Origin of the sequence: Thermovibrio guaymasensis (assembly GCF_003633715.1) — a bacterium.
In the GTDB taxonomy this organism is placed as follows: domain Bacteria; phylum Aquificota; class Aquificia; order Desulfurobacteriales; family Desulfurobacteriaceae; genus Thermovibrio; species Thermovibrio guaymasensis.
On sequence record NZ_RBIE01000001.1, the window covers coordinates 426,670 to 452,705 of the forward strand.

A 26,036-nucleotide genomic window follows, 5' to 3' on the forward strand; every position below is an offset into this window, starting at 1 on the left:
GTATTTTATCTTTTCTTCCTCAACCTATCCATCGCTATTTGGATAGAGGCCCTTAACCTATCAATTGCTATTGCAAGTTTTGTAATTTCATCCTTCACTTCTTCTTCCTTCATTCCCCTTACGCCAAGGTCAATATCAAGCTTACCAAGGCTTATGTCGTGAGCGGCTTTAGTTAACCTTTCAATTGGAGTAATGATTTCCCTTTTAGCAAAGTACCAGAAGATTAAGAAAGCTAGGATTAGAGCTCCAATATTCCAGAAATCAATAAAGTTAAGGGCAGTTGAAAGGACTCCCGGCGGTAAGATCGTTACGCTTATGATACCTCTTAGGTCACCTTCTTTGTATCCTGTTGCCCTTCTAACTGCTTCTTCTCCGTACTTCGCAACCATAGCTTTGTAGAGGGTCGGGTCAATTTCACTTTGAGTTCCGTGACACTTTAGACAAGCTCTCTTAACCTTGATTGCCTTTGCAAACCTAAACTTATCTCCATCCCAGCTCCAAAATTCATCTTTCCCTGAAGGAAGTTCCTTTTTAATTACCGATATTGCTTTTTTCTCCCAGCTGTCTGGTTTGCTCTCCTTTGCCATGTACCTGTCTGAAACTACCTTAAAGCTCCATCCGTACTCAACGTTGGAGAGCTTTGAGAGTTCCCTCGTGGCTAGGGCTGGGTTGTGTAAGTAAAAGTGTAAATTTGATAGGTTACCTAAGGTTTCCTCACTGTTAAAGGCTTTGACTACTCCACTGTCACTTTCTACTTCCATTAAGTAGCCGGTATCTGGTGAGTACTTGTTCATAGTCCATAGGCCACCAAAACCTGCTGCCCATTTCCTGAAGATCAGTATTTCCTGAGAAATACTTCTACCTTGATTTACCAGAGCGCTGTTGTAAGTTTTTTGGAGAAGGTGGATAAAGGATAGGGTAGCTAGGATGACCACGATTGAAAATACAATTAAGACTTTCTGTCCGATAGTCAAGTTTTTAAGCTTCATCAGAGCCTCCCTCTAAAATCTGTAGGAAATCTTCTTTTAATCTATCTCTACACTTTTCTCCCTCAATTAAGCAAGTGTCGGGAATCTTCTCAAGGATTGTATCAATAAACCTTGGAATTAAGTCAGTAGGTAGTTGACTGATTTCCATGTCTTCAAGTGTTTCTTCAATTAAGAACTCCCCCATGGGACCCATTGCTTCAACGAGAAGTTCTCTAATTTTCTCCAATTTCTCCTCTGGTACAAAGGAAGTTGGAATCTTTCCTTTTTCTTCTACTGTTTTGAGGCTCTTTACCTCATCTGCTTTTTCCTTAATCATTCTGTGTTTAAATAAAACTTGGAGCGTTTTTGTATCTTCGCTAAAAGAAGTACCTTTCATGAGGAGAGCATCCCATATAGGTACTCCTCTGCAGATAGAGACTAAGAGCTTCCACCCTTGGGATGTTATTGTAATGGGAAGTTTTGCTTCCTCAGAAAGTGTAAAGACTTTGTTATTTTTTAGAGCTTCTTTTACTTCTTGATCCAATTCATCTTCTTCTTTGGTAAAGTTCATCATAATGTTAAGTGTATCTACATTTCCTATTCCTTCAAGTGAGATAGGTTTTTCAAGGAACAGGAATCTACCTTTGTCCCAGAGGGCTATGTGGTGAAGAAGGAAGTCTACTGCTTCGTTTAGGGGAATTTCTCCGGATAAGGTTCTTTCCCTCAATACCTTTAAAGCTGGAACGTTTGCGGAAAAGTCTATCGCCTTTCCATCTTTAAAGAAGATTGTTATACTTTGGATATCGGATCTTAGGTTAACCTCCCCCGACTTCTTTCCCATTGTGATAATCTGGATTAGGTCTAGAATTTCTGAGTACGATTTGAAGTCTCCCCTTAGTTCCATGATTGCTCCAATTAAATTTTATATCTTATTTCTGAATCAGGTCTTAATTGTATAATAATCATATCATAAATTATTCTGAGAGGGAAATGGATGTCAAAGTCAATAAACGAGGATATTAAAGCGGGAAAGAGCGTGTACCACATACAGACAGAGTACTATAAGTCTTCTGGAAAGATTGTTACTACCATTTTTAAAGATGGTCGTTCTGTTAAAAGGCTTGAGAAGGAAGTTTCCGATGTTTCAGAGGAGGAACTGAATCAGGAAATTGAAAAGTTCCATAGGTATGTTCTTGATAGATTAAGAGGCCTTAAGAAAAAGGAAGTTCCAGCCCTTAGTTCTTCTGAGAGGAAGTTCTCTGTTCCACAAGAGCTCTATGAACGTTTGCTGATAGAGATTTCTCCCTTCTTTGGCATAGCTTCAGCTTTTGTCCTTGATGAGGCCATTGAGTCAGCCAGCGATGTCTCTTCTTTTATTGAGGCCTTGACTTCTGACCTTTCAGAGGATCAAAAGGAACTCCTAGTTTCAAAGGTTAAGCCCCTTATTGAAGACCAGGTGTCGGTTTCTAAGGAGGAAGTTACTGAGGATGAGGAGAAGTTTAATTTAACTCCAGAGTTAGAGGAAAAAATCCTCTCTATTTTATCTGAGTACTTTGGAATAATGGCGTCTTCCGTTTTTGAGGACTCTGTTAAGGAGTGGGAGCTTACCGGAAGGAGCTATGAAGAGCTTGTAGATGTAATATCTTCCCACGGTGATACAGAAGAGGAGAGGGAAGAGATAAGAAACAGGCTTATGTTTTTACAAACGTAGGGTTAAACTTTAAGCCTACCTTATTGCCGAAAACTTTGAGGGCTTCCAGTTCTTCCTTTCCTAAGTGGAAGTTAAGGGTTTCTAAGTACTTTTTACATAACCCTTTTGGTAAATTAAGTTTTCTAGAGTACTTTTCACATATTTCCTCGTAGGATCTCTCTCCGATGTTCCTTGAATTTAGGAGTTTTTTGTAGAACTCTTTAATCTCCTTCTCCTTTTCTCTATAGCTATCCTTTCTGGCCGCCCAGACTGCGAAGACGAAGGGAAGTTCTGTTAGGTTAAACCACTCCTCTGCTAGGTCGTATATGAAGGGATAGCGTTTAGAGTGGAGGAGCTTTAAAGCATCATCTCCTATTGCAAGTAGGGCTTTGGGGTTTGTTGGTAGTTCGTCCTCTTTCATAGAGTAGTAGTGAAAGTTTGGTTCTACTCCGTACACCTCCCTTAGTAGGTATTTAAGGAGTTCCTTTGAGGTCATGGAGCTCTTTGTGAGCCAGACATCCTTCCTGTGGAGCTGGTGAATTGGAACCGTTGAGAAGAAGAGAACGCTCATGACCTTTTTCTTAGCAGATATTGAAAAGTCAGGGAAAAGCAAGTACTTATCCTGATTCTTTAGGAACTCGTAGGAGGATATTACCGAAATATCAAGGAAACCTTCTCTTAAAAGTCTGTTTAACTCTGAAGGAACGTCATCGGTAAACTTGATTCCATTTAAAGGGACTTCTCCTTTAACGAATCCGTAGTAAACTGGAACTGTATTGAGGTACTCTATCTTTCCTACTTTTAACATTCTTTCAACCTCTGAAGTGTTCTGCATACTGAACAGACGGGAGCCGTTGTCGGCATTCCGCAGACTTGACACTCGTTTAGTTCAACTTTTCCTCTAACTTCCTTTTCAAAGATAGGCTTAGCTTTCCTTAAAAACTCTTTGTAGAACCTGAGCTTTGTACCTGGCATCTGGTGTTCAAGGTACGCTAGGGCCCTTTTAAAGTGACTTGAAGTGGCCTCTTTTGCGTTTGGACATCCGGTTTTCATATATTCAATTTCGTTGAGTATTGCATAGCTTACTGTTTCTTTCTCTGTTAGGAAACAGAAAGGCTTTACTTTCCTTGCAAAACCTCCTTCTTCAGGCAAAACGGGGCTCTGTCTTCCGAGATATCCAACCTCCCACCTGATCGTGTTTGATAGGAGAAGTGCGCTCTCATCGTCAAGGTTATGGCCGGTGGCGACAACTTTAAAACCTTTTTCTTTTGCTATTTTATTCATTAGATACCTTTTGAAGCTACCGCAGACGGAGCAGACATCCTTCCTTTTACTTCCCTTTGCTATTTCTTCAATAGTATAGCCGAACTCTTCTTTTAAGTTAAAGACTATCAGTGGTCTTTCAATTCTATCTGAGAACTTCCTGCAGATCTCAAGGGATTTTTTTGAGTAGTCCCACTTTTCAATTCCAAGGGAGATGTGGAGGCCGTAGGTCTCGTACCTTAACTTGTTCAGGGCAAACCATAAGGATAGGCTGTCCTTTCCTCCCGAAACTGCTACTAAAACCTTCTCCTTCCTTGAGAACATTTTGAACTCTTTTATCGTCTTTTCTGTCTGTCTTTCAAACCACTCAATGAAGTGTTCTCTACAAAGGGCAAGTCTGTGGTGGCGGAGGTAGATTACTGCCTTTTCCCTTTTCCCTTTACTCTTACAGATTTTACAGAGCACTTTTTAAAGCCTCCTTCAGCTCGTTAAGTGTAACAGTTGCAGTTCCTACTTTGCCTACAACTATTCCTGCTGCAAGGTTTGCTACTTCTGCTGCTGTAAAGGGGTCTGCTCCGCTTACAAAGGCTAGGGCAAATGTACTAATTACCGTATCTCCTGCTCCGGTTACGTCATAGACCTGTTTTGCCCTGGTTGGTATGTGTTTTACTCTACTTTTAGTTATCACCGACATTCCTTTTTCACTCCTTGTTATAACGGCGAAGTCAAGTTGGAACTCCTCTATTAGCTTCTTTCCTGCTGTTTCGGCTTCTTCATTTGTTTCCGGTCTAATTCCAACAGCTTGAAAAGTTTCCTTTATGTTTGGAGTCATCGTTGTAACGTTTTTGTAAACCTTAAAGTTTTTCTCCTTTGGGTCAAGGAAAATGGGAGTTTTCTCCTTTACCTTACCTGTAACTTTGAAGAGATTTCTAGTTACTACTCCCTTTCCGTAATCTGAAATTACTATTCCGTCAAACTCTTCGTAGTTGTTTAAAAGGAATGAGAGGATTTTGTTTTCTACTTCCTTTGTGACCTCCTCTCTGCATTCCCAATCTACCCTTAGTAACTGTTGGGATGAGGCTATTATTCGGGTTTTCTTTGTAGTCGGTCTTGAAGGGTCTTCTATTAGAGTCTCTGTCGGAACTCCAACCTTCTTTAACTCCTCCTTTAACTTCCTTCCGTCCTCATCTCCTCCAACTACTCCTAGAGGAACTGCAAAGGCTCCTAAAGAAACGAGGTTAGCAACTACGTTTGCCGCTCCTCCCGGTCTTATATCTATTCCTTTTGCCTCTACTACAGGTACGGGGGCTTCAGGGGAAATCCTCTCAACTTTCCCTTCAATGTACTCGTCAAGCATAAAGTCGCCTATTACGAGGATTTTTTTACCTACGAAGCTCTCTAGGAGCCTTGGATTAAACAAGTCCTTCCCCCTTAAAGCTAAAGAAGTTTTCCTCCGTAACAATTATGTGGTCTAGGAGCTCTATCCCGAGAATTTTGCAGGCCTCCTTTAACTTTTCCGTTATGTGAATATCCTCAGGGCTTGGCTTTAAACTTCCGGATGGATGGTTGTGGAATAGGATTATTCCTTCTGCAAGGTCCTTTACGGCAGGCCTTAAAATTTCCTTTGCCCTTACAGAGACTCTGTTTGAACCGCCCCTTGCAACTTTATGAATTCCAATGACCTCTCCAGCCGAGTTAAGGGTTAAAATACCGAGTTCCTCAACCTTTAACTTATCAACCAGTGGTTTTATTACCTCAAAGGCGTCCTTCGGGGACTTTACCTTTTTAGGGCTGAGGCTGTTTGAGGCTCTCCTGCCAACTTCAAATGCAGCTATTAAGGTTATGGCCTTTGCTTTTCCCAGACCTTTAAATGAGGTAAGTTCCTGAAGGGAGGCTTCAGAGATTTTCTTCAAGTTGCCAAATTCCTTTAGGAGTTCCCTTGCAAGTGTGACGGCGCTCTTTCCGTTAGTTCCCGTTCTAAGGAGGACGGCAAGGAGCTCCGAGTCGGTAAGGCTCTCCGCTCCAAACTTCTCAATCTTTTCTCGGGGCCTATCCTCCTCTGGGAGCTCCTTGATCCTATCCAAATTACTCTCCTTCAAGCTTCTTGAGGACTTCCCTACACCTTGGGCATACGCCGTCAATTAGCTGGGCGTACATCCAACACCTTGGGCACTTCTCTCCTTCTGCCCTTTCAATTACTACCTTAACGCCCTTCAAGGTTTCTGTATCTTCAACTGCGTTTTCTGGGGCCTCTTCAATTGGTAAAACTTCTGCTTGGGAAGTTATAAATACAAAGGGTAGTTCCTCTTCGTACTTCTTTAACAGGTCGTAAAGTTCCCCTTTTGCGTAAACCTTTGCCTTGGCTTCAAGTGGATGGTTTACCAGTTCCTTCTTCCTTGCTTCTTCTAGGGCTTTATTAACAACTCCTTTTACCTTTATTAGTGTATTCCACCTACTGAGTACTTCCTCATCAACTTTTTCACAGAGGGCGGGGAACTCCTCAAGGAAGATTGACTCCTTTTCCCTTCCCGGTAGGTAGGAGTAGGCTTCTTCCGCTGTAAATGAGAGAATTGGAGCTATTAAGGTAAGTAGGCCGTAGAGGATTCTGTAAATTGCAGTTTGTGAACTCCTTCTCCTCTTTGAATTTGGGTGTTCGCAGTACAGGGAGTCTTTACTTATATCAAGGTAAATAGCAGAAAGCTCGTTTGAGCAGTACTCGTAGAGCTTCCTAAATATCCTGTTAAACCTGTAGTTTTCGTAGTCTTCTATTACTTCATTTGTAATCTGGTAGAACCTGTTGAGTGCCCACTTATCAAGTTCGTGGAGTTCATCGTAAGGTAGTGATTCGTTAGGGTTAAAGTCGTAAAGGTTTCCAAGCATGAACCTGATCGTATTCCTTATCTTCCTGTAGGCATCGCTTACGCCCTTTAGGATGTTCTTTGAGATTCTTACGTCTTCTGTGAAGTTTTCACTTGAAACCCAGAGTCTGAGGATATCTGCTCCAAACTCCTTTATAACGTCAAGGGGAGAGATAACGTTTCCAAGGCTCTTACTCATCTTGTAACCTTTCTCATCAAGGGTGAAGCCGTGGGTAAGGACTGAACGGTATGGGGCCTTCCCCCTAGTTCCACAAGACTCTAATAGGCTAGCCTGGAACCATCCCCTGTGCTGGTCTGAACCTTCAAGGTAGAGGTCTGCAGGCCAGGAGAGCTCCACTCTCCTTTCAAGGACGGCTGCATGGGAAGAGCCTGAATCAAACCAGACGTCTAAAATGTCCATCTCCTTCTCAAACTCTTCTCCGCCACACTTTGGACACTTAAAACCAGAAGGCAGGAGCTCCTTAGCATCTTTTACGTACCAGGCGTCAGCACTCTCCTTTTCAAATATGTTAGCTACCCTCTCTGCAATTTCCTTACTGTATATGAGCTCTCCGCACCCTTTACAGTAAAAGGCAACTATCGGAACTCCCCAAATTCTCTGCCTTGAAATGCACCAATCGGGTCTGTTTTCAACCATATTTCTAATTCTCGTTCTTCCCCACTCTGGAATCCAACTTACCCTATCAATTTCACTGAGGGCGGTTTCCCTAAGGGTTGGTTTTCCTTTATCAAGGGCTATAAACCACTGAGGTGTAGCTCTAAAAATTACCTTTCCCTTACACCTCCAGCAGTGGGGATAGGAGTGGGTAATCTCTCCGGCGTAGAGTAAATTTCCCAGCTCTTTTAGCTTTTCAATTATTACTTTGTTTGCTTCCCAGATTTTCATTCCCTTTAACCACTGGGGAGCTTCGTCCGTAAACCTTCCGTAGTCATCAACGGGAACTAAAATAGGTAGGTTGTACTTGAGTCCAACCTGGTAGTCCTCCTCTCCGTGTCCTGGAGCTATATGAACAAGTCCTGTACCTGTATCTGAAGCTACGTAGTCTGCTAGAACTACTTTACCTTCTCTATCGATAAAGGGATGGGTGTAGGTTAACCCTTCAATTTCGCTTCCTTTAAACTCCTTTATAACCTCCCCTTCAAGGCCCGTTTTCTCCTTAAAGTCGTTAAGGAGCTCTTTAGCAACTATTAAGTTCCCCTTTTCCGTCTTCAGGATTACGTATTTAAGTTCAGGGTTTACCGCAATTGCAACGTTTGCGGGTAAAGTCCAGGGAGTTGTTGTCCATATAACTAAGTAGGTCTCTTCTGGAAAATCCTTAACCTTAAATGCAACGTAAATTGAAGGGGATTTCTCCTCCCAGTACTCAATTTCTGCTTCTGCAAGGGCAGTTACGCAGGACGGGCACCAGTAAACGGGTTTTTTAGCCCTGTAGACTAGACCTTTTTCAAAGAACTTGCCAAGTTCCCTTACTATGTCGGCCTGGTATTTTGGATCCATAGTTATATATGGATTTTCCCAATCTCCCAGTACTCCTAGCCTTATAAACTCTTCCTTTTGAGTCTTTACCCACTTTTCAGCGTAGTTCCTACACTTCTTCCTTACTTCTACCGGATCAACTTCGTCCTTCCTCTTCTTAATTTCCTTAAAAACAGCCCTTTCAATAGGTAGACCGTGGCAGTCCCATCCGGGTACGAAGGGAACTTGGTACCCCTGCATTAGCTTGGACTTTATAACTATGTCCTTAAGGATTTTGTTAAGGGCATGGCCTATGTGAATGTGGCCGTTTGCGTAAGGTGGGCCGTCGTGAAGGATGAACTTGTCGTCACACTTGTGCTCTTCTAAAACTTTTTTGTAAAGTCCAATTTCCTGCCACTTCTTAAGTATTTCAGGTTCCTTCTTGGGTAAGTTTCCCCTCATGGGGAACTGGGTCTTGGGAAGATTAAGAGTCTCCTTGTAGTCTTTACCGGCCATTACATTCCTCCTGCCGTTGGTGGCTCTATTTTAGCAGAGGTTGGGGAAGGGGGGATTTTTGAAGGGGGTAGGAAACCCTACCCCTCAGTGTGGGCCCTGTGGCACTCAATGAGGTTGTCAATGTCACCGTCAAGGACGTAAACGTTAACGTATCCCATCGCTTCAAGGAAGCCAGCTACTCTATTTGCCAACTTTCCGGTTTTACATCCTACTAAAATAGGGTGGTTTTTTGGTTTAGGTAGCCTGTCAAGGTTTTCGGGGAGCTCGGGATAAGGGATGTAAACTGCTCCGGGAATCCCTATTTCCTCGGCATTCTCCCTCTCTACATGCTCAGGAGGTCTAACGTCAAGGACGAATGCTCCCAATTCCTTAATTAGCTCCCTTGCTCTGTGGAGGTCTACGTTTCCGTAAAGGGGCTTTTCCTTGTCGGCCTTGATGGCCTCCTTCAGGTTTTCAATTAGGATTTCAATGCTCATCTCTCCCTCCTTTTATTTGGTTTCTAGATTTAATCTAATTCTCTAGAATTCTCCTTCAACGATTACGTCTCCGGTCATTTCTGGGGGGATTTCCTCTCCTAGGATGTAGAGTATAGAGGGAGCTATGTCCCCCAGAATTCCCACTACAGGGATTCCTCCAAACGCTTCCGGAAGGTTTACTTCTTTTTTCTCCCTCCTCCTAACGCCGTAAGCACCACACTGACCCTTTACAACAACAAAGGGAACCGGGTTTGTAGTATGGGCGGTCCATGGACCTCCCGTTTCCGGGTCAACCATCTGCTCAGCGTTTCCGTGGTCTGCCGTAACTACGGCAATTCCTCCTTCCTCTAAGGTTGCCTTTACAACTTTCTTCAAGCACTTATCAACAGCCTCAATTGCCTTAATGGTTGCCTCAAGGTTTCCGGTATGGCCGACCATATCTGGGTTTGCAAAGTTGACAACTACTAGCCTGTACTTTCTGCTCTTTATTCCCTCAACTACTTTCTGGGCGACTTCAAATGCGCTCATTTCAGGTTTAAGGTCGTAAGTTGGAACTTTAGGGGAAGGTACCAGTATCCTCTCTTCCCCTAGGAAGGGCTCCTCCCTTCCACCGTTAAAGAAGTAGGTAACGTGGGCGTACTTCTCAGTTTCTGCTACCCTCAGCTGTTTGTAGCCAAGTTTTGATATTACTTCTCCGAGCACGTTTTTAAGTTCCTGAGGAGGGAAAGCAACTTTAAATGGGAAGGATTCATCGTAGAGGGTCATAGTTGCAACCATCTTTGGCTTTACGACTTGTTTTCTATTAAACCCTTTAAAATCTGGAAGGCCTACTGCTGAGACTATCTGTCTCATCCTGTCGGCCCTAAAGTTGAAGAAGAAGACAACGTCCCCGTCCTCAATTAAGCACTCCGGTGAAATTACGTAGGGTTTAACGAACTCGTCGGTTTCCCCCCTTCTATATGCATCCATTAGGGCTTTAATTGGGTCTTTACAGTGGTAACCTTCTCCGAGGACGAGAGCGTTGTAGGCCATTTCCGTTCTGTCCCAACGTTTGTCCCTGTCCATGTAGTAGTATCGGCCTCCCATCGTGCCGATCTTTCCAACTCCAAGCTCTTTGATTTTCTCAATTAAAGCCCTTAAGTACTTCTCTGCGCTTTTTGGGGGAGTGTCCCTTCCGTCCAGAATTGGATGGATGCATACGTTCTTAACTCCAAACTCCTTTGCAAGCTCTAAAAGGGCAAAGAGGTGTTCTATGTGGCTGTGAACTCCTCCGTCTGATAGGAGGCCTACAAAGTGGAGCTTTCCACCCTCTCTAGCCTTTTCAAAGATTTCCTTTAGAACGGGATTTTCCTTGGCTTTCCCTTCCTTAAAGGCCTTGGTAATCCTTACAATGTCCTGCCAAACGATTCTTCCGGCTCCTATGTTCATATGGCCGACTTCAGAGTTTCCCATCTGTCCTTCAGGTAGTCCTACTGCTTCTCCGGAGGCTTTTAGTAGGCCTTTAGGGTACGTTTCCCACAGGTAATCCCAGAAAGGGGTTTCTGCAAGGGCTATTGCATTCCCCTCCTTCTCAGGACTGTATCCAAATCCGTCAAGGATTATTAAAGTTACAAACTCTGCCATAGTCACCTCTCGTTAAATGAAAATTGTTTTCAATAAGGATAGTCTTCATAGAAGACCTTTTCAAGGTAAAGTCCATCTGCAGGTGCTAGGAAGGGAGCTCTCTCCCTGTTCCTCCCTTCAAGAATCTCTTTTACGTCTTCAGGTTTTAACTTTCCCTCCCCTACTTTTACAAGGGTTGCCACCATTACCCTAACCATGTGCCTTAAGAAGGAGCGACCCCAAACTCTTATCTCTATTGTATTTCCGATTTTCTCAATCTTTATCTCATTTACTTCCCTAATAGGGTTAACCTCTTTGCTCCTGTCCTTTTTGCTGAAGGAGGTAAAGTCATGGACTCCAATCAGAAAACTGGAGGCTTCAGCCATCTTTTCAGTATTTAGGGGAAAGGGAAAGAACCAACTCCTTCTGTACTCAAAGGGACTAGGAATTGAACGGTTAAATATCCTGTAAAGGTACTCCTTTCCCTTTGCGTTCCTCCTTGAGTCAAAGTCTAAAGGGACTTCCTCAATCTTAGTTACTTTAATATCGGGAGGTAGGAGACCGTTTAGTCCTCTTATTAGTCTCTCCTTTGGTATCTCTTTTTCGGTCTTAAAGTTTGCAACTTGACCCCTTGCGTGGACTCCTGCATCTGTCCTGCTTGCTCCTACCAGCTTTACCTCTTCCTTCAAAATTGTTCTTAAAGCCTTTATTATTTCACCTGCTACTGTTGGTTTATCAGGTAAAACCTGCCAGCCGTAGTAGTTAGTTCCTAAGTACTCAACTGTAAGTTTCAAATTCCGCAACTCTTCCTCCCATTTGGTATCTTTCCTCTTAATTTAAAGGAGGTTTAACTTGAAAGTTCAAACTGAGAGTCTAATTGTAAGCGTTTTAATAATACTTGCAGGAATTGGGGCCCTTGAGATTGGCTTTTCCTCTTCAATCTTTGAAATCCTTGCAGGAACTTTTGCTTCAAACTTCTTAAAGTTGGGAGACCTTCCCTGGATAGACTTCCTCTCAAACCTAGGCCTTTTAGGTTTAATGTTCTTTGCAGGGCTAGAAACAGATCCGGAGCTCCTAAGGAAGCACTGTTTAAAGAGCCTATTTATAGGGTTTTCCTCTTACTTCTTCCCCTTAGTGAGCGTTTTCTACTTCTCCCACTATATACTCGGCTACTCCTTTGAGGCTTCTGTACTTATTGGAATCGCCCTCTCTACAACTTCCTTAGCCCTCGTTTATCCCCTGTTGAAGGAGAAGGGACTTTTGAACTACCCTGCCGGTCAAATTCTACTTGCAGGTGCTATGGTTGTTGACATTTCAAGTATGTTAACGATGAGCTTTCTGTTTGAGGGAATAAACGTATATAACTTGATCTTTACAGCTGTTCTCGTCCTTCTTCTGTTCCGTCTTCCAAAGTGGGGTGAGAAGCTTTTTGAAAGGTACAGCGGAAATCAGATTGAGTTTAAGACCAGGTTTATAGTGATAGTCCTTGTCGCCCTTGGTTTTCTCTCTGAGCAAGTTCACATTAACGAAGCGGTCCTTGCCTTTACTACGGGAATATTCTTTGCAGAGCTCTTTAGGAAGGATAAAGTTATAGAGAAGAAGATAAGGGCTTTAATATTCGGTTTCTTGGCTCCCTTCTTTTTCTTTAAGGCCGGCTACTCTGTGAAGCTCTCTGTAGTCTCTTTAAAGGTTATTTTCTTAGCCCTCTTTTTAGGGTCAATAGCCTTTGTAACTAAGTACGTTGGAACAGTATATGCAACTGCTAACCTCTTTAAGAGTGCTGTTTACAAACTTGCCGGACTCTTCTTTAACATGAGGTTGACCTTCGGTATAGTGGCCTCTGTTTTTGGTCTTGAAGCAGGCTTAATTGATGAAGAGACTTACGTTGCTCTTCTTCTAATAATAGTGTCAACGTCCCTTGTTGCCTCAGTTATATCTAACCGCTTTCCCCACGAGACCAGTGATGACCTCCTTGAGGATATATTTAAGATTTGAGGCTTTCTGGTAGAATTGGAAAGAAATATTGTGAGGTTTTTTTGAAGTTTTCTCCCTCTAAGCCTTTGACTGTTGGCTTTGAGCTTGAGGTTCAGATAGTAAATTCTAGCGATTTTTCTCTAAAGAGCTCTTCATCGGAAATTTTTAGATCCATCAGCTCTTCTCTCATCCAGAAGGAATTCCTAGACTCAATGTTGGAGTTTGTTAGTTCTCCCCATGAGACTCCAGAGAGTGCGGTTGAGGAAGTTTTTAATGAAGTTAAGAGAGTTTTAGACTTGGGAAGGAAGAGGGGCTTTCTCCTTTCAGCCTCCGGAACCCACCCTTTTGCCAAACCTGAAAGTGTTAGAGTAACTAAAAATGATAGGTACCTTAGATTACTTGAAGAGTTTCAGGAGATTTTAAGGAACTTTTTAATTTACGGACTTCACATTCATGTAGGTTTTCCAGATGAAGAGAGCATGATAAATGCCTATAACGTTTTTGTTGAGTACTCTCCACTCTTCCTTGCCCTATCTGTCTCCTCTCCTTTCTTTAGGGGGAGGAATACGGGGATTTACTCTTACAGGAGCAAACTCTTTGAGCAACTTCCAAGGGCAGGTGTTCCGCAGCAGTTTTCTTCGTATGAGGAGTTTCTTGATCTCTTTTCTATCTTAAAGGAGACCCAAACAGTTGAGGGTTTAAAGGACGTGTGGTGGGACGTAAGGCCGAGGCCGGATTTTGGGACTGTTGAGCTCAGGATTTGTGATTCTATCCCTTCAAAAGAGAGAATTGCCGGCCTTTTAAACCTTGCAGTTATGTTAGGTTCTCTCTCCTTTAAGGAGAGGCTCTCTCCCTACTACCACCAGGTCCACCTTCAGAATAGGTGGAGTGCAGCCCGTTACGGCATAAACGGTTACTTCATAGATAGGGGTAGAAAGGTAAAAGTGGGAACAAAGCTCCTTGAAATTGTAAGTAGTTTTACCAAGCACTTTGGGGGGCTGAGGGAAGGAGCTAGGACCCTTGAGAAGTTGACTACAGAGCCGACTTTGGCTGAGCTTCAGGTTGAAGCTTTTAAGAGGAGTGGAGATTTAAAACCACTTGTTAAGCTTTCCCTTTTGGAGGTTTAAAGTTGAAAGGAGCTGTAGCTGCAGGAGATAGACTTACAGCAGAGGCGGCCGCTGAAGTTTTAAGGGCTGGAGGAAACGCCTTTGACGCAGCTGTTGCCGCAGCTTTTGCCTCTCCAATGTGTGAACCAGCCTTAACGTCTGCAGGTGGTGGAGGATTCCTCCTAGCAGTTTCTCCCGATCAACCACCGGTTCTTTACGACTTCTTCGTTGACGTTCCTCCAAAGAGGATAGATAACCCTAACTTTTACCCTATAACTGTTGATTTCGGTGACGCAAAGCAGGTTTTCCATATCGGTGCCGGTTCTGTGGCGGTTCCCGGTTTTGTTGCAGGCCTTTTGAGGGTTCACTCTGAAAAGGGAAGGCTCCCTTTAAAGGAGGTTCTCTCTCCTGCACTTTCCTACGCAAGGAGAGGAGTTTACCTCTCTCCTACTCAGGCCTCTTTTGTAAAGCTCTTAGAGCCTATCTTCACTGCAACTTCTTACTCAAGGAAGGTCTTTGCTCCAGGAGGAAAGTTAATAGATGAGAGGACCCTTTTTAAAAATTCAGACTATGCCAATTTCCTTGAGCTCTTAATAGAAGAAGGTCAATGGGCTTTTTACGAGGGAGAGATTGCCGACGCTATAGAGAGGGTTTCGGTTGAAGAGGGTGGACTTATAAGGAAGGAGGACCTTGAGAGGTATAAAGTTGTTGAGAGGAGGCCTCTTTCCTTTCAATTTAAGGGTAGAGAAGTCCTTACAAATCCCCCTCCCTCTTCTGGAGGAATTTTAGTAGCTTTTACTCTCAGCCTCCTTGAAAAGACCGATTTGAGTAGGTGGGGTTTTCTTGAGCACCTTTCTTCCTTAATTGAGGCTATGGCAACGACCGAAGTTTTCAGGGAGAAGTTCGTTAATGGCCACCTCCATGACGAAAACCTTGAGGACCTGTTAAGTAGGGAAGAGGTTACTTCAACCTATGAACGCTTATTTAACATGAGGCTAAACTTGTGGGGTAATACTACCCACGTTAGCGTTCTTGATAGTGAAGGTAACGGGGTTTCAATGACTACAACCAACGGTGAAGGTTCTGGAGTTGTAGTTCCTGGAACGGGGGTAATGCTGAATAACATGCTTGGGGAGGAAGACCTTAACCCTCGAGGCTTCTTTAAGTGGCCTCCTTACGTTCGTCTTCCTTCAATGATGTCTCCAACTGCTGTGGTTGCTACGTCTGGAGTAGAGCTCCTCCTTGGAAGTGCAGGTAGTAACAGAATAAGGAGCGCAATAGTTAACGTTATACTTAACTATATAGTCTTCAAGTTCTCCGTTGAGGAGAGTATAGAGCTTCCAAGGGTCCACTATGAGAAGGGGAGAGTTTTTATTGAACCTGGATACGACGAATCCCTCCTTAACGTTTTAAAGGAACATTACCGTTTAGTACAGTTTAGAGAAAGGAACATGTTCTTTGGGGGAGTTCAGGCGGTAGATTTTAACTATAGGGGTAAAGGAGATCCGAGGAGGGGAGGCGTCTTTTTGAGGGTTTGACTATGAAATTGCCTTTATTATCTCCTCTTCTATCCTCTTTAGCTTTTCCTGATCCTCTATTTTCCTGTAGTTTATATCGGTTATGTAGAAACTGTCTATAACCCTGTTCCCTTCGGTGGCAATTATTGCCCTCCTAAGCCTTGTCTCCTGTTCAATTAGGACTTTTGTTATCATGTAGAGAACTCCAAGTCTATCGTAGGTGGAGACTTCAACAATTGTGAAGTCCTCTGATGTTTTGTTATCTATCTTCACCTTAGTTTCGGGTAAGGGAAGATTTCGCCTAAAGGTCTTTGGCTTTAGTATGCTATCAAACTTATCTACCTGGAGCTCCCCCCGGTAGAGTTCCTTTAAGAGTTTCTCAAACTCACTAATTTTCTCTTCCGGAAGGGGTTCTTCTGCAATCGTTGAGACGTGGATTGTGTAAACCATACAGTCGCAGTCGTCTTCTATGGCCCTGTTTATATTTGCTCCTTTTATGTTTATCCCTAAGTAGGATAGTATTCCGGCAATTTTGTTAAAGAGTCCCCTCCTGTACTTCGTGATTATTACAAGTTTTGAATATCCAATATCGGGAAAGTTTTCCCAATAGGTTGTATATTCTAGTTTTTCCTTTCTAATTTCTTTCATTAAGAGCATATGTTTTGCTATTTCCTTTGAAGAATAGGTTATTAAATAGTTCTCATCGGCGTTTTTGAAGAACCTTTCGACAGATTCTGGCTTTATTCTTCCTTTAAGGAGCTCTTTTACCTTTTCCTTCCTCCTTTTCAGTTTCTCCTTTATAAGTTCTCCGGCACTTTTATTCTCTGTAAAGAGGGAGAGTGTTGATTCGTATAACTTCCACAGTAAACTGCTCTTCCAGTTATCCCAGGCACCTGGCCCAACAGCTTTAATGTCGGCGTAGGTTAAGAGGAAGAGTTTCTTTAACCTCTCCTCAGTTCTACACTCCTCCTTAAACTGCTCAACTAGTTTAGGGTCTGATATGTCCCTCCTAAAGGCGAGGTGGGCCATTAGAAGATGATTCCTTACAAGCCAAGCTACTTCGTTAATCTCCTCTGGACTGAATCCCATTTCTGATAAGTATCTCTTTGTTAATCCTGCCCCTACTAGTTCGTGTTTACCGGGCTTTCCCTTCCCAACGTCGTGGAAGAGAGCAGCTATGAATAGGAGTTCTGGCCTTTCAAGGTCTTGAAGAATCTGGTAGAGCTTTCCTTTTTCCTTTACAGAAGTCCCGCTGGTTCCTTTTTCCGATAACTTTTCTATTTCTCTAACTGTGAGTATGGAGTGAATGTCCGTTGTGAACTTGTGGTAAGTGTCGTACTGAAAGTGTCCCCTTAACCTCTCAAAGTCTGGAATAAGAGCTCCTAGAACTTTTGTGTCGTGCATGAGCTCAAGGGTGTAGGATAGCCTTTCTGGAGAAGTCAGGATTTCCCTAAATTCCCTTAAAACCTCTTTCTTTCTGAACTTACTTTTATAGGTTTCTGCTGAGAGCTTAAAGAGCGAAAAGGTTGAAGGGGAGAGTTCCAGCCCTTTTTCTTGGATTAGTTTAAAGCCTTTTATTACTAGGAGAGGTTCTTTTACTATGGAACTCTCGCTGCTCTCTTTAACGTAGAGTGTGTTGTTTTCAACGTAGAAGTTGTCAATCTCTTCCCGTGGAGTTAAGAGAACTTTTAGTGAGAACTCCCTACTTCCTCTCTTAAGTTCTTCTCTACAGCTCTTTACTATCTCGTCTGTTATGACCGATAGGTCTATGGCAGAACTAAAGAAGTTTTTCATAAACTGTTCTACTCCACTCCTATCCTTCTTAAATCCGAAGAATTCGGCAACTTCTCTCTGCATCTCAAAGGAGAGTATATCGCTCCTTCTACCGTTTACTATGTGAAGTTGGTTCCTAACTCTAAGGAGGAAGTCGTAAGCAGAGATAACGTCTCTAAAGCTCCTCCTGTCAAGTATTTTTCTGTCTAGAAATCCTGAGTAATTCTCTATTCCGTAAGTTATTTTTGCAATCCAGAAGGCTTCGTGTAGATCCCTTAATCCTCCCTTACTCTCTTTAACGTTTGGTTCCTGGTAGTAAACGGTTCCGTAAAACCTTTTATACCTTCCCCTTCTTGCTACAAGAATTTCATTTATTAAACTTTCCTTGTTTTCCTTTATGAATTTTTCAAAACTTTTGGAAAATTTCTTCTCTACTTTTACTTCTCCTTTAACTACTCTCCTTTGGAGTAAATTTGTAAAGACTGAAAGGTCGCTCTTTGAAAGTTCAAGGGCTTCCTCTATACTTCTGGGGGCAAACCCTAAATCCCTTTTAAGTGAGAGGAGGAAATAGTAGAAGCCTTCAACGTCCTCCAGGTGACTTTCCGTTAGTCTCCCGTCATAAATAAGGTTGATGTCTATATCTGAGTGAAAGTTTAGTTCTCCTCTTCCGTAGCCTCCTAAAGCTATAAGGACTACAGGAACGTCCCAGTTTCCAAAGAAGTAGGGGTAAACTTTCCTAAGGAGCTTATCAAGGGCTTTCTGAAGGTGCTGGGCAACTGTAAATCCGGTCTCTTTTTTCCGGTGAAGTTCCTTTGCCCTTTCAATCTCCTGAAAGAAACTTTCCTTTGCAGCTTCTAACGTCAATTTGTAAGACCTGCTAACTTCCAGAGTTTTGAGAAGTTCTTTTCGTACATCTTTATAAGTTTTGAGTCATTTTCTATTATGACAAGGTTTTCGTCGTTCCTTTTCTCTGCGCTTTCGGTCCAGTTGAAACTTCCAGTTGAAATTACTTTTCCGTCGTAAATTGCATACTTGTTGTGCATCAATCCCCCACCGCTTCCTCTCTTGTATCTTACTTCAATTCCTGCCTTTTCAAGGAGAGGGCCAACGCAGAAACGGGACTTTCCGTTTCCCTCATCTATTATTACTCTTACTTTTACCCCTCTCCTGTGGGCGTCAATTAGGGCTTTTGCGATTTTCTTACTGGTAAATGAGTATATAGCAATGTCTATACTTTCCCTTGAGTTCTCTATCAGGTTAACTATTGCGTCTCTACACCCTCCCCTTGGCGAGAAGAAGACTTCAGTCCTTACTTCTCTAGTGCCAACCGGATGTTTAACTTCTACGTTCTGACAACCGGTAAAGAGGGTTAGTGATAAGAGAATAAAAAGGAGAAATCTCACTCCTTCTGCTCCTTTTTATTTACCACCTTTTCAACTACTGAGGAGCTCTTTAAAAACTTCGTTCCGGCAACTGAAAGGAGAAGGGAATTTATGAGGAAGAGAGCTCCAAGGACTGCCGTTGTCTTGGTTAAGACCGCTCCAGTTTCAGCTCCAAAGGCTGACCCTGTGGAGCTCCCTCCCATCATTGCAACTCCGCCTTCGCTCTGCCCAGGTTGGATTATTATTACCAAAATGAGTAAAACTGCCAATATTGCATGAATAATCAGGAGAAAAGTGAACATTTAAGCCTCCCTATCAAACTGTACTATTGCGCTGAAGCTTTCAGCCTTGAGGCTTGCTCCTCCAACGAGTGCTCCGTCAATGTCGGGCATTTCAAGTAAGCCTTTGGCGTTTTCCGGCTTTACGCTTCCACCGTAGAGTACCCTAACTCTACCTGCCTTTTCTTCTCCAAAGAGCTCCTTCAGTATCTCCCTTATAAATGAATGAACTTCCTGAGCCATTTCTGGGGTTGCGGTTTTACCTGTTCCTATAGCCCATACAGGCTCGTAAGCTATTACAAACTCGTCCTTAGAACTTAACCCCTTTAAACCTTCTCTAACTTGTTTCTCAATTACCTCTTCTGTCCTTCCCTCTTCTCTCTCCTCAATTCTTTCGCCGACGCAAAGTATGGGAATTAGTCCGTGTTTAACAGCCGAAATTACTTTCTTGTTAATCAGTTTGTCATCTTCGCCGAATATGTGTCTCCTTTCAGAGTGGCCAAGGATTACAAATGAGCATCCAACGTCTTTGAGCATTAAGGGAGATATCTCACCTGTAAAGGCTCCCTTTTCTTCGTAGAACATGTTTTGACCACCAAGTAGTATTTGGCTGCCCTCTAGTTCCTTACTTACAGGGTAGAGGGCCGTAAAAGGAGGACAGATAAGGACGTCTCTGTCCTCTACACATTTAAGCCTTTCTTTCAGTCCTCTAACGAGTTCAATGGCCTCTGGAACGGTTTTATTCATTTTCCAGTTTCCAGCTATGAGTAACCTCCTCAACCTATCCCCCACTATGAAGCTTTTGTCAATTCATACTTAGGCTTTCCAGTTTTTACTGCTTCGGCGTCAATTATAACTTTTTTAACGTCCTTCCTTGTGGGTACTTCAAACATAACGTCTGTCATCAGTTTCTCCATAATTGCCCTGAGGCCTCTTGCTCCCGTCTTTCTCCTTATTGCCTCTTTTGCGATTTCCCTTAGTGCATCCTCGGTAAACTCAAGCTCAACGCCTTCAAGTTCAAGCATCTTCTTGTACTGCTTAACTAGGGCGTTCTTAGGTTCTGTTAATACTCTAACGAGGTCTTCCTCTTTGAGCTCTTTTAAAGTTGCCACTACAGGCAACCTTCCTATTAGCTCCGGAATTAGTCCAAACTTAACTAGGTCGTCCGGCTCTACGTGTTTTAAGAGTTCATCCCTCTCCATCCTCTTCTTATCAACGTCTGCAGTGAACCCTAAAGAGCCCTTTCCAATTCTCTTAGCTATTATATCCTCAAGTCCTACAAAGGCTCCGCCACATATGAAGAGTATGTTTGAAGTGTCAATCTGGATATACTGTTGGTGGGGGTGCTTCCTGCCTCCTTGGGGGGGGACGTTCGCAACTGTTCCTTCAAGGATTTTTAAGAGTGCCTGCTGGACTCCCTCTCCAGAGACGTCCCTCGTAATTGATGGGTTTTCGCTCTTCCTTGCAATTTTGTCTATTTCATCAATGTAGATTATTCCTTTCTGTGCCCTTTCAATGTCGTAGTCTGCTGCCTGAATTAACCTTAAAAGGATATTCTCAACGTCCTCTCCTACGTACCCTGCCTCTGTAAGTGTTGTTGCGTCGGCTATTGCAAATGGAACGTCAAGGAGTTTTGCAAGTGAGCGGGCAAGGAGAGTCTTTCCTGAACCTGTAGGTCCTATTAAGAGTATGTTGCTCTTTTCTAGCTCTACGTCATCAACAGTCCCACCTGACATTATCCTCTTGTAGTGGTTGTAAACGGCCACTGAGAGGACTTTCTTAGCCTCTTCCTGCCCTATTACGTACTGGTCAAGGAACTCTTTTATTTCCTTTGGTGTTGGAAGCTTATCAACTTTGACAGGAGCTCCTTTCTTTCCCTCCTCCTCGTGGAGCATTTTGTAACACTCATCTATACAGTAGTTGCAAATCGCAACTCCTCCAGGTCCTGTTATCAATGCCTCAACTTCGTTTTGTGAACGGTTACAGAAGGAACACCTTCTTACTGGAGCTTTAGTTTCAAACATTCTGCCCTCTCTCTTTAGTTTTGCTAACTGGGAAATATATACCATCGGTGATAAAATCGGCAGAAAAAGTGGGAGGAGTTGTAGATGGTTAGGGTTAAAGTCTGTGGAATAACTAACCTTGAGGATGCCCTTACCTCCGTTAAGGCCGGAGCAGATGCCGTTGGTTTCATAATTTACTCTGAAAGTAAGAGGTTCGTAAAGGCTAAGGACGTGAGGAAGATTACTTCTAAACTTCCCCCTTTCGTTTCAAAGGTTGGAGTTTTTGTAAATGAAGATCCCCGCGACGTTCTAGAGATTCTAAGCTATGCCCACTTAGACTTTGCTCAACTTCACGGAGAGGAGACCCCTGATGACTGTGACTATATAGGAGCCCACAGGGTTATAAAGGTTTTCCGTCTAAAGGGTGAGGATGAGATTGAGAAGATAGGGCCCTACGTCGGAAAGGTGAGGGCTATCCTTCTTGATACTTACGATACTAAGGTTTACGGCGGAACAGGAAGGCCCTTTGATTGGACTTTGGCCTTAAAGGTTAAGGAGAGGTTCCCGGAGCTCCCCCTTATTCTCTCTGGAGGACTTAACCCAGATAACGTAGTAGAGGCTGTAAGGAGTGTTTCTCCCTTCGCTGTTGACGTTTGTAGTGGCGTTGAGAGGGAGGCTGGGGTTAAGGACCCATCTAAGGTTGAGACTTTTGTTAAGAGGGCTAAGTGCTCCCTTTAAGTTGTAATTAATTTCCTCTGATGATAACTTGGAGAATAATCTCAATTTAGTAAGGAGAATTAGTTATGGGAAAGAAAGCAAGGGAACTGGTGGGGGAGCACGCAGATAGGATTGTAGAGCTCCTAAACAGAGCTCTAGCCGATGAGTGGCTTGCCTACTACCAGTACTGGATCGGTTCTAAAGTTGTGAAGGGACCTATGAAGAGCGCAGTTGAAGCTGAACTTGTCCAGCATGCTGCCGATGAGCTTCGTCACGCCGATATGCTCGTTATGAGGATTTTAGAGCTAGGGGGAACTCCAGTTCTTACGCCGAAGAAGTGGTTTGAGCTTACGAACTGCGGTTATGAAGAACCTGATAACCCTTTTGTAAAGAGAATCCTTGAGCAGAATATTAAAGGGGAACGCTGTGCGATTGACGTTTATAACCAGATTGCTTCCTATACTAGGGATGTAGACCCGGTAACTTACAACATTGCAGTTCAAATTATGACTGACGAGATGGAGCACGAGGAGGACCTTCAGTCACTCCTTGAGGATATTGAGAACATGAAGTTTCTCAAATAGTTAAAGGGGAGGTTATACCTCCTCCCCCTCTTCATCCTTTATCTCAATGTGAAGTTCTTCAAGCTGTTCCTTCCTGACGCTGTCGGGAGCTCCAGTAAGTAAGCACTGTCCCCTTTGGGTTTTAGGGAAGGCAATAACGTCCCTTATTGACTCCTCACCCCTCATTATTGCACATAACCTGTCAAGTCCAAAGGCCATTCCTCCGTGGGGGGGAGCTCCGTACTTTAAGGCTTCAAGTAGGAATCCAAACCTCTCTTTGGCCTCCTCGTCCGAAAGGCCTATTACTTTAAATACCTTTTCCTGAACGTCCTCCCTGTGAATACGGATACTTCCTCCTCCGATCTCAACTCCATTTAAGACCATATCGTAGGCCCTTGCCCTTACTTTACCCGGTTCTTCAAGGATCTTCTCAACGTCCTCTTCCTTCGGGCTTGTAAATGGGTGGTGGAGGGCCTCCCACCTCTCTTCCTCTTCGTTCCACTCAAACATTGGGAAATCTACAATCCAGAGGACGTTTATTTTGTTCTCATCTATTAAGTTTGCCATCTTTCCAAGTTTTAACCTTAAGTTTGCAAGGGCTGGGTTTACAACGTCCGGTTTATCGGCCACGAAGAAGAGGATGTCGCCCGGTTTTGCATTCAACCTTCTCAGGATTTCGTCTATCTCATCCTCAGTGAAGAACTTAACTATTGGAGACTGGAGCTTCCCTTCAGGAAGGACTTTAATCCAGGCAAGTCCCTTTGCTCCGTAAATTCCGACAAACTTTGTAAGTTCATCAATCTCTTTTCTTGACAGTCCGGCTCCGCCTTCAAAGTTTATTGCTTTAACTATTCCACCCTTTTCTGCAACTGTTCTAAAAACTTTAAAGTTACACCTTTTAGCAACGTCTGTAATGTTTTTTAGTTCAAGGCCAAACCTGGTATCAGGTCTGTCCGTTCCAAACCTCTCCATTGCTTCGTCGTAGGACATTACCGGGATTTCTCCGATTTCAACTCCTAAGAGCTCCTTATAGAGGGCTCTTAAGACTTTCTCGGCAACGTCCATTACGTCCCTTTCCCTTACAAAGGACATTTCAAAGTCAATCTGTGTGAACTCAGGCTGTCTGTCTGCCCTCAGGTCTTCGTCCCTAAAACAGCGGGCTATCTGGTAGTACTTGTCAAATCCTGAAACCATGAGTATCTGCTTAAATAGCTGCGGGGACTGGGGAAGGGCGTAGAACTTTCCAGGGTATATTCTGCTTGGAACTAGAAAGTCCCTTGCTCCCTCAGGAGTGCTCTTTGTAAGGTAAGGTGTTTCAATCTCAATGAAGCCCTCTTTGTTAAAGACCTCCCTTACTACTTGGTACATCCTGTGGCGGAAGATTAAGTTTTGAGCCATTTTAGGCCTTCTGAGGTCAAGAAAGCGGTACTTTAAACGGACTTCCTCACTTACCTTTATCTCATTCTCAATTGGGAACGGTAGGGGGAGGGAGCGGTTTAGGATTTGGAGCTCCTTTGCGTATATTTCAAACTCTCCCGTTTTAAGCTTTGGGTTTTCGGTTCCCGGAGGTCTCCTCCTTACTTCTCCCTTTACGGCTATAACGAACTCGTGTCTAAGCTTTTTTGCCTTTTCAACAAGGTCTTCAGAGATTTCGGGGGAAAAGACGATTTGAACTTTTCCGGTTCTGTCCCTGAGGTCTGTAAAGACAACTCCCCCGTGGTCTCTCGTTGTGTCAACCCAACCGGCAACCCTTACTTCTTTTCCTAAATCCTTCTCTGAAATCTCACCACAGTAGTGGGTTCTTTGGAACGAGCCAAGGTGCTCAAGCATCTTTCCTTCTCCTGTTCTTAAGTTTGTTCTGGGAATTTTACAACCTATTTTTTCTTTTCAAATCTCCTGAGCCTCTCATCTATTAATTCGTTTTTATAAAGGAGCTTCCTGGTTGCCGGCATAACGTAGGAAGAGTGTATCTTACACTCCTTATACCTCTGACCTTCAGTTGATATGAACCTGAAAGAGTTCACTTTCCACCCCTTTTCATAAATTTCCTTTCCAGAGATAACCGTCTGATTAAGGATTGCGTAAGTTGCCAAGAGTGCTGAAGGAACCAAGAAAAACCTTACTTTTCCTGAGAGAATTAATAAAAGGGAGGCGACGTAGGTGATTCCAGCTAGAAGCAGAGATATTTCGCTGTGAACTATGGCCCACTTTGTAAGGTGGAAGGAGATTTGAGTTCCCCTGATGAAGAGCTCTCCTAAGAACTCTACAACTTGGTTGATTAAACTTACCTTGTAAAGAGTGACTTCCATTAAGAAGACGCTTATTAGGAAGGGTGTAAAGATAAAACCGGCTAAAACCGTTGTAATCCAAGACATTAAGTTTACCGTTCCAAATACGTGGAGGACGATTGGAAGGGTAAAGAGCATTGGGGCTACAGAGACCTTTAAGCTCTTTTCAAGTTTACTTCCCTTTCCTTCAAGGCTTAGAAGGATTCCTCCAACTGCTGAGAAGGAAAGGGCTGCCGAGAGGTTAAACTTTCCAAAGAGAACCGTTAAGAGGAAAACTACGCCGAGTAGGTAAATTGGTGAGATTTTCCTAAACTCCTCAACTCCCAGTGATACTAGAAAAGTGAAGAGGTAGGCCCTAACTGCTGAAGGGGGTAGTCCCGTTAAAGGCATGAGGGGAAGAACCATTAAGGATGCAGATATTAAAGGTTTCGGAAACCTTATTAGTTTTAGGAAACCTGCCAACGTTCCTATTACGATTCCTACGTGGAGTCCTGATATGGCAAGGAAGTGGTAAAGTCCTGAGAGGACAAAGTATCCCTTTAAAGACTGGGAGAGCTCAAACCTGATTCCTAAGGTAGATGCTCCTGCTACCGAGGATACCGGGTAGTCAACGACTTCTTCAATTTCCCTGTAGAGTTTGTACCTTAACCTCTTTAGGGCTGCTGAACCCCCCTTTCCTTTTACTAAAACCTTTCCATCTTCACTTACTACGTCTCCGACTTCAACATTTTCTCCATCTTTGATCCTTATCCACTTCCAACCTTCAACTACTGCTACTTTATAGTTGTCGCTGTACTCTCTTACCCACATTACTTTCGGTGGAGCTTTTGTGGGTAGGGCCAGTGATTGGAGAGTAAGAACGGCTAAAAGAGGAACAGTTGTTGGAAGGAGCTCCGTCCAGTTGAACTTTAGCAGATAGTATCCTCCCAGTATGGCTGTGGAGGTTAGCAGGAATGGGAAGTAATCACTTCCTGCAAACTTCCACGTTAGGGCTAGAGAGCATAGGAAAAAGATGTGAGCTTTGTGTTTTTCCATCTTTTATTTTGTTTCCCACTTTCCCGTTAAGTTAAATCTTAATAAAATTGTTTTTAGGGGGGCTCAGGTATATACTATCACTTGCTAAATTCAGATTGGGAGGATGGAAAAATGGCAAAAACCCTCGGCGTCCACATCGTTGCCGACCTTTACGGGTGTGACCCGGAACTTCTCAAGTCTGCTGAGAAGATGGCAGAGGTTTTTGAGGGAGCTGTAAAATACGCGAACCTCAATAAGCTCTCAGCCTACTACCACCAGTTTGAGCCCTACGGGGCGACGGGGGTTGTTGTAATTTCTGAATCTCACCTGTCTTTCCATACCTGGCCTGAGCACGGCTACGTTGCAATAGACGTTTACACTTGTGGAGCTCACGAGAATGCCTTTAAGGCTTTTGACTATATCGTTGATAAGTTAAAACCTGAGAGGGTTGAGAAGGACGTTCACTTCAGGGGAGTTGTTAACGAAGAGGAAGAGGTAACCTTCTGTGCCAGCGTAGGCTGAGCCGGTGGTAGGCTGAGAGTAAAGAGGCCCCCTTTAAGGGGGCTTTTGT

24 protein-coding genes are annotated in these 26,036 nt (G+C 43.4%); 7 read left to right on the forward strand and 17 right to left on the reverse strand.

Annotation, left to right across the window (positions count from 1 at the left end; all coding sequences use genetic code 11):
• Positions 1-5: 5 nt before the first annotated feature.
• Positions 6-989, reverse strand: coding sequence for a c-type heme family protein (locus tag C7457_RS02385; RefSeq protein WP_121169842.1), 984 nt, complete (start codon positions 987-989; stop codon positions 6-8).
• Positions 979-1,872 (reverse strand): DUF4388 domain-containing protein, encoded by an 894-nt coding sequence (locus tag C7457_RS02390; RefSeq protein ID WP_121169843.1) that lies wholly within the window; start codon positions 1,870-1,872, stop codon positions 979-981. The genes C7457_RS02385 and C7457_RS02390 overlap by 11 nt, the downstream gene beginning before the upstream one ends.
• A gap of 90 nt (positions 1,873-1,962) precedes the next feature.
• Here C7457_RS02390 and C7457_RS02395 point away from each other — a divergent pair, with 90 nt between their 5' ends.
• Complete coding sequence (locus tag C7457_RS02395; RefSeq protein WP_121169844.1) at positions 1,963-2,679, forward strand: hypothetical protein; 717 nt, start codon at positions 1,963-1,965, stop codon at positions 2,677-2,679.
• Here the strand turns inward: C7457_RS02395 and C7457_RS02400 are convergent.
• From C7457_RS02400 to truA, 8 genes are all read right to left on the reverse strand, one after another.
• On the reverse strand, positions 2,660-3,466 hold the full coding sequence (locus tag C7457_RS02400; protein ID WP_121169845.1) for a menaquinone biosynthetic enzyme MqnA/MqnD family protein: 807 nt from the start codon (positions 3,464-3,466) through the stop codon (positions 2,660-2,662). The two genes, C7457_RS02395 and C7457_RS02400, sit on opposite strands and share 20 nt — an antisense overlap.
• Entirely contained in the window at positions 3,460-4,386 is a 927-nt protein-coding gene (locus tag C7457_RS02405) for a TIGR00269 family protein (RefSeq protein ID WP_121169846.1), read from the reverse strand. Before C7457_RS02405 ends, C7457_RS02400 begins: the two co-directional genes overlap by 7 nt.
• On the reverse strand, positions 4,376-5,341 hold the full coding sequence (gene rfaE1 / locus C7457_RS02410; RefSeq protein WP_121169847.1) for a D-glycero-beta-D-manno-heptose-7-phosphate kinase: 966 nt from the start codon (positions 5,339-5,341) through the stop codon (positions 4,376-4,378). Before rfaE1 ends, C7457_RS02405 begins: the two co-directional genes overlap by 11 nt.
• Positions 5,334-6,005 carry a RadC family protein gene (gene radC, locus C7457_RS02415; protein ID WP_121169848.1) on the reverse strand — a complete coding sequence of 224 codons (672 nt, stop codon included), beginning with the start codon at positions 6,003-6,005 and terminating at the stop codon, positions 5,334-5,336. The genes rfaE1 and radC overlap by 8 nt, the downstream gene beginning before the upstream one ends.
• A 1-nt stretch (position 6,006) precedes the next feature.
• Positions 6,007-8,772: an isoleucine--tRNA ligase gene (gene ileS / locus C7457_RS02420; protein WP_121169849.1), complete on the reverse strand. Its 2,766-nt coding sequence runs from the start codon at positions 8,770-8,772 to the stop codon at positions 6,007-6,009.
• 77 nt (positions 8,773-8,849) lie between these two features.
• Positions 8,850-9,248 carry a rhodanese-like domain-containing protein gene (locus C7457_RS02425; RefSeq protein WP_121169850.1) on the reverse strand — a complete coding sequence of 133 codons (399 nt, stop codon included), beginning with the start codon at positions 9,246-9,248 and terminating at the stop codon, positions 8,850-8,852.
• A gap of 42 nt (positions 9,249-9,290) precedes the next feature.
• Positions 9,291-10,871, reverse strand: a complete 1,581-nt coding sequence (gene gpmI, locus C7457_RS02430; protein ID WP_121169851.1) for a 2,3-bisphosphoglycerate-independent phosphoglycerate mutase — start codon at positions 10,869-10,871, stop codon at positions 9,291-9,293.
• 29 nt (positions 10,872-10,900) lie between these two features.
• Entirely contained in the window at positions 10,901-11,653 is a 753-nt protein-coding gene (gene truA, locus C7457_RS02435) for a tRNA pseudouridine(38-40) synthase TruA (protein ID WP_121169852.1), read from the reverse strand.
• 49 nt (positions 11,654-11,702) lie between these two features.
• Between truA and C7457_RS02440 the strand changes: the two genes are divergently transcribed.
• The 3 genes from C7457_RS02440 to C7457_RS02450 are packed head-to-tail and all read left to right on the forward strand — an operon-like array spanning position 11,703 to position 15,468.
• A complete protein-coding gene (locus C7457_RS02440) occupies positions 11,703-12,845 on the forward strand; it encodes a cation:proton antiporter (protein WP_121169853.1) in 1,143 nt (380 codons plus the stop codon).
• Positions 12,846-12,886: 41 nt separating this feature from the next.
• Positions 12,887-13,951 carry a carboxylate-amine ligase gene (locus tag C7457_RS02445; protein WP_170137328.1) on the forward strand — a complete coding sequence of 355 codons (1,065 nt, stop codon included), beginning with the start codon at positions 12,887-12,889 and terminating at the stop codon, positions 13,949-13,951.
• A gap of 2 nt (positions 13,952-13,953) precedes the next feature.
• Entirely contained in the window at positions 13,954-15,468 is a 1,515-nt protein-coding gene (locus tag C7457_RS02450) for a gamma-glutamyltransferase family protein (RefSeq protein ID WP_121169855.1), read from the forward strand.
• On the opposite strand, the gene glnD is transcribed toward C7457_RS02450, so the two are convergent.
• The 5 genes from glnD to clpX are packed head-to-tail and all read right to left on the reverse strand — an operon-like array spanning position 15,469 to position 20,904.
• Entirely contained in the window at positions 15,469-18,084 is a 2,616-nt protein-coding gene (gene glnD / locus C7457_RS02455; protein ID WP_121169856.1) for a [protein-PII] uridylyltransferase, read from the reverse strand.
• On the reverse strand, positions 18,081-18,623 hold the full coding sequence (locus tag C7457_RS02460) for a phospholipase D family nuclease (RefSeq protein WP_121169857.1): 543 nt from the start codon (positions 18,621-18,623) through the stop codon (positions 18,081-18,083). The genes glnD and C7457_RS02460 overlap by 4 nt, the downstream gene beginning before the upstream one ends.
• Complete coding sequence (gene secG / locus C7457_RS02465) at positions 18,620-18,904, reverse strand: preprotein translocase subunit SecG (protein WP_121169858.1); 285 nt, start codon at positions 18,902-18,904, stop codon at positions 18,620-18,622. The genes C7457_RS02460 and secG overlap by 4 nt, the downstream gene beginning before the upstream one ends.
• Entirely contained in the window at positions 18,905-19,660 is a 756-nt protein-coding gene (tpiA, locus tag C7457_RS02470) for a triose-phosphate isomerase (RefSeq protein WP_121169859.1), read from the reverse strand.
• Between the two features lie 11 nt (positions 19,661-19,671).
• Complete coding sequence (gene clpX, locus C7457_RS02475) at positions 19,672-20,904, reverse strand: ATP-dependent Clp protease ATP-binding subunit ClpX (RefSeq protein ID WP_121169860.1); 1,233 nt, start codon at positions 20,902-20,904, stop codon at positions 19,672-19,674.
• 84 nt (positions 20,905-20,988) lie between these two features.
• On the opposite strand from clpX, the gene C7457_RS02480 reads away from it, so the two are divergent.
• Both C7457_RS02480 and C7457_RS02485 read left to right on the forward strand, forming a co-directional pair.
• Entirely contained in the window at positions 20,989-21,621 is a 633-nt protein-coding gene (locus C7457_RS02480; RefSeq protein ID WP_121169861.1) for a phosphoribosylanthranilate isomerase, read from the forward strand.
• A 65-nt stretch (positions 21,622-21,686) separates the two neighbouring features.
• Entirely contained in the window at positions 21,687-22,184 is a 498-nt protein-coding gene (locus C7457_RS02485; RefSeq protein ID WP_121169862.1) for a ferritin-like domain-containing protein, read from the forward strand.
• A 12-nt stretch (positions 22,185-22,196) separates the two neighbouring features.
• On the opposite strand, the gene aspS is transcribed toward C7457_RS02485, so the two are convergent.
• The gene (gene aspS, locus C7457_RS02490; RefSeq protein ID WP_121169863.1) at positions 22,197-23,993 is read right to left on the reverse strand and encodes an aspartate--tRNA ligase; all 1,797 of its coding nucleotides are present in this window, start codon (positions 23,991-23,993) and stop codon (positions 22,197-22,199) included.
• Positions 23,994-24,037: 44 nt separating this feature from the next.
• Entirely contained in the window at positions 24,038-25,486 is a 1,449-nt protein-coding gene (locus C7457_RS02495; RefSeq protein WP_121169864.1) for a ComEC/Rec2 family competence protein, read from the reverse strand.
• Between the two features lie 111 nt (positions 25,487-25,597).
• On the opposite strand from C7457_RS02495, the gene speD reads away from it, so the two are divergent.
• Positions 25,598-25,987: an adenosylmethionine decarboxylase gene (gene speD / locus C7457_RS02500; RefSeq protein WP_121169865.1), complete on the forward strand. Its 390-nt coding sequence runs from the start codon at positions 25,598-25,600 to the stop codon at positions 25,985-25,987.
• Positions 25,988-26,036 lie beyond the last annotated feature (49 nt).

Bases quoted from the DNA above. Each gene is read 5' to 3' on its own strand.
- C7457_RS02385 (WP_121169842.1), bottom strand. From the start codon at position 989: ATGAAGCTTAAAAACTTGACTATCGGACAGAAAGTCTTAATTGTATTT.
- C7457_RS02390 (WP_121169843.1), bottom strand. From the start codon at position 1,872: ATGGAACTAAGGGGAGACTTCAAATCGTACTCAGAAATTCTAGACCTA.
- C7457_RS02395 (WP_121169844.1), top strand. From the start codon at position 1,963: ATGTCAAAGTCAATAAACGAGGATATTAAAGCGGGAAAGAGCGTGTAC.
- C7457_RS02400 (WP_121169845.1), bottom strand. From the start codon at position 3,466: ATGTTAAAAGTAGGAAAGATAGAGTACCTCAATACAGTTCCAGTTTAC.
- ileS (WP_121169849.1), bottom strand. From the start codon at position 8,772: ATGGCCGGTAAAGACTACAAGGAGACTCTTAATCTTCCCAAGACCCAG.
- C7457_RS02425 (WP_121169850.1), bottom strand. From the start codon at position 9,248: ATGAGCATTGAAATCCTAATTGAAAACCTGAAGGAGGCCATCAAGGCC.
- gpmI (WP_121169851.1), bottom strand. From the start codon at position 10,871: ATGGCAGAGTTTGTAACTTTAATAATCCTTGACGGATTTGGATACAGT.
- secG (WP_121169858.1), bottom strand. From the start codon at position 18,904: ATGTTCACTTTTCTCCTGATTATTCATGCAATATTGGCAGTTTTACTC.
- clpX (WP_121169860.1), bottom strand. From the start codon at position 20,904: ATGTTTGAAACTAAAGCTCCAGTAAGAAGGTGTTCCTTCTGTAACCGT.
- C7457_RS02480 (WP_121169861.1), top strand. From the start codon at position 20,989: ATGGTTAGGGTTAAAGTCTGTGGAATAACTAACCTTGAGGATGCCCTT.
- C7457_RS02485 (WP_121169862.1), top strand. From the start codon at position 21,687: ATGGGAAAGAAAGCAAGGGAACTGGTGGGGGAGCACGCAGATAGGATT.
- aspS (WP_121169863.1), bottom strand. From the start codon at position 23,993: ATGCTTGAGCACCTTGGCTCGTTCCAAAGAACCCACTACTGTGGTGAG.
- C7457_RS02495 (WP_121169864.1), bottom strand. From the start codon at position 25,486: ATGGAAAAACACAAAGCTCACATCTTTTTCCTATGCTCTCTAGCCCTA.
- speD (WP_121169865.1), top strand. From the start codon at position 25,598: ATGGCAAAAACCCTCGGCGTCCACATCGTTGCCGACCTTTACGGGTGT.